Origin of the sequence: Mesorhizobium sp. M7A.F.Ca.US.006.04.2.1 (assembly GCF_004022915.1) — a bacterium.
GTDB lineage: Bacteria > Pseudomonadota > Alphaproteobacteria > Rhizobiales > Rhizobiaceae > Mesorhizobium > Mesorhizobium ciceri.
Window position 1 is genome coordinate 1 of the sequence record NZ_RZQA01000764.1, and the last position, 3,147, is coordinate 3,147.

Here is a 3,147-nt window from a genome sequence, read left to right on the forward strand (position 1 = left end):
ATCCATTACAATTTGTCTCCGCCGGAAGGTCGTGCCGATTTCGACGGCAAGGCCGAGCTGTTCGCAGAGGCGCTGTCATCTCTTGCCACTCAGATGGGCGGCAGCTTTGCCGCCGAGCATGGGCTTGGCCGGGCAAAGGTGGTCATGGCCGACCGCAATCGCGGCCTGGTGGAGCGAGAGCTCATGGCGCGGCTCAAAGGCGCGTTCGATCCGCTGGGCACGATGAACCCGGACGTCCTGGTTCGCGCCTCTCGGGAAAGAAAAACTTTCGAATAGACGGCATTTCTTGGTTTCGTCTCGATGCGCCAGCGTGCACGTATGAATCTGAAAGGCAGGCTCGATCCGCTTGCCGCCTGAATGAAGGATGTCGCAGCATGATCCGCAATGGCGGTCGCCTTCTTGTCGAATGCCTGATCGCGCTCGGCGCGACCAAGAGTTTCGGTGTGCCGGGCGAAAGCTATCTGGCCGTGCTGGACGCGCTGCACGACACTCGTGGAAAGCTGGACTACGTGCTGTGCCGCAACGAGGGCGGCGCGGCATTCATGGCCTCGGCCTATGGCAAGCTGACGGGTTCGCCGGGCATCTGCTTCGTGACGCGCGGACCGGGTGTCGCCAATGCGTCCATCGGCGTGCACACGGCGATGCAGGACAGTTCGCCGATGATCCTGTTCGTCGGCCAGGTCGGCACCGACATGCGCGGCCGCGAAGCGTTTCAGGAAATCGACTACCGCGCGGTGTTCGGCACGATGGCGAAATGGGCGGTGGAGATCGACGCTGTCGAGCGCCTGCCGGAAATCATTGCCCGGGCCTGGACCACGGCGCTCACCGGGCGGCCCGGCCCGGTGGTGATCGCCCTGCCCGAGAACATGCTGACCACGCCGACCGATGTCGCGGCGCTCAGCGGGCCTGCCAGGGTGTTCGAGGCCGCGGCCGATGCCGATGCGCTGGCCGAGGCCCGGTCCATGCTGGCCGCCTCCAGCAGACCGGTCATCCTGATCGGCGGTGCCAACTGGTCAGCTGACGGGCGTGCCGTGCTCCAGGCTTTCGCCGAAACCTCCGACATTCCGGTGGTCGCGGCGTTCCGCTTCCAGGATCAGTTCGACAATGGCTCACCGGTCTTCGTCGGCGAGGCCGGTGTCGGCATGGTCCCGCATGTCAAGAAGCTGATCCGGGACGCCGATGTGATCCTGGCGATCAATGTGCGCTTCGGCGAGATGACCACGGATGGCTACACGCTGCTGTCCGTGCCCCAGCCGAAGCAGAAGCTGATCCATGTCCACGCTTCGGATCGCGAGATCGGCAAGATCTATGTGCCGGCGCTTGGCATCCATGCCGGGCCGAACGCCTTCGCCAAGGCGCTCTCGCCGGTCAAGGGCGACTGGGGCGCGTGGCGGTCGCAGGCACGCCAAAGCTATGAGGGCACGTTCACCGCGCCTGCCCAGCCGGGCCCGGTCGACATGGTCGAAGTCAGCCGCTGGCTGCGCGAAACGCTGCCCGACGACGTCATCCTGACCAACGGCGCCGGCAATTTCACCGTGTGGCCAAACAAGTTCTTCAAATTCGGGCCAAAGGCGCGGCTGCTTGCACCGCAATCCGGCGCCATGGGCTACGGCCTGCCGGCGGCCATCGCGGCCAAAGTGGCCTTTCCCTCACGCACGGTGGTCTGCTTTGCCGGTGACGGCGATTTCCAGATGAACTGCCAGGAGTTGGGGACGGCGATGCAGGCCGGGGCGCAGCCGATCGTCCTCATCCTGAACAACGGCATCTACGGGACCATCCGCGCGCATCAGGAGCGGCACTATCCGGCGCGCGTGTCGGGAACGAACATCGAGAACCCGGATTTCGTCGGCATCGCCCGGGCCTATGGCTTCCACGCCGAGCGGGTCGGCGCGACCAGCGATTTCGCCGGCGCTTTCGGCAGGGCGCTGGCATCCGCGACCGGCGCGGTCCTGGAGCTGGATATTTCCCCGGAGGCGATCACGCCGCGTCAAACCCTTTCCCAAATGCGCGACGCAGCGCTCGCTTCGCATAAGGCCAACGCATGACCAGTACGGCAAATGACATTCGTCTCGGCGCGGATATCGGCGGCACGTTCACCGATATTGTGGTCGATGTGCGCGGCACGATCTTTTCGACCAAGATCCTGACCAACTATGCCGCCCCCGAACAGGCTATCCTCGACGGGATCGAGATTGTCGTGCGCGACGCCGGCATCACGCTGGCGGACCTCGACATCGTCATTCACGGCACCACGCTGGCGACCAACGCGCTCATCGAACGGCGTGGCGCCAAGACGGCATTGGTCACCACCGAAGGGTTTCGCGATGTCATCGAGATGCGCACGGAAAACCGGTTCGAACAGTATGATCTGAACCTGAAGCTGCCGCCGCCGCTGATCCCGCGCGAGCATCGCTATACGGTCAAGGGGCGCATCGGCGCGGACGGAAAGGAATTGCAGCCGCTGGACGAAGCAGCGCTCGACGAGATCGCCGGCAGCATCGCCGCGGGCGGCTTCGGCGCCGTCGCCATCGGCTTCATCCATTCCTACATGAACCCGGTGCATGAGCAGCGGGCACGCGCGATCCTCGCCAGAAAGCTGGACATACCGATTTCCATCAGCGCTGAGGTCTCGCCGCAGATGCGCGAGTTCGAACGCTTCAACACGGTTTGCGCCAATGCCTATGTCCGGCCGCAGATGGCCGACTATCTGGTGCGCCTCCAGGTGCGGCTGAAGGAGATGGGGGCGAACTGTCCGGTGTTCATGATCCACTCGGGCGGCGGACTGATCTCGGTGGAAACCGCGTCCGAATTTCCGGTGCGCCTGGTCGAGTCCGGTCCGGCCGGCGGTGCCATTTTTGCGGCCGACGTGGCGCGGCGCTTCGACCTGGACTCCGTCGTTTCGTACGACATGGGCGGAACGACCGCGAAGATCTGCCTGATCGAGGACTATTCGCCGCGCACGGCGCGGACCTTCGAGGTCGCCCGCACCTATCGCTTCTGCAAAGGCTCCGGCATGCCGATCTCGATCCCGGTCATCGAGATGATCGAGATCGGCGCCGGCGGCGGCTCGATCGCCTGGGTCGACGCCATGGGCCGCATCCAGACCGGCCCGGAAAGTGCCGGGTCCGAACCCGGTCCCGCCTGCTA

At 64.9% G+C, this 3,147-nt stretch carries 3 protein-coding genes; all 3 read left to right on the top strand.

Annotated elements, in window-relative coordinates:
* A partial coding sequence (locus EN925_RS29635; RefSeq protein WP_206632990.1) for an FAD-linked oxidase C-terminal domain-containing protein occupies positions 1 to 276 on the top strand: 276 nt, incomplete at its 5' end.
* 98 nt (positions 277 to 374) lie between these two features.
* Positions 375 to 2,045 carry a thiamine pyrophosphate-binding protein gene (locus EN925_RS29640; protein WP_127367401.1) on the top strand — a complete coding sequence of 557 codons (1,671 nt, stop codon included), beginning with the start codon at positions 375 to 377 and terminating at the stop codon, positions 2,043 to 2,045.
* The coding region (locus EN925_RS29645; RefSeq protein WP_164894468.1) for a hydantoinase/oxoprolinase family protein at positions 2,042 to 3,147 on the top strand (1,106 nt) is incomplete at its 3' end. The genes EN925_RS29640 and EN925_RS29645, both read left to right, overlap by 4 nt.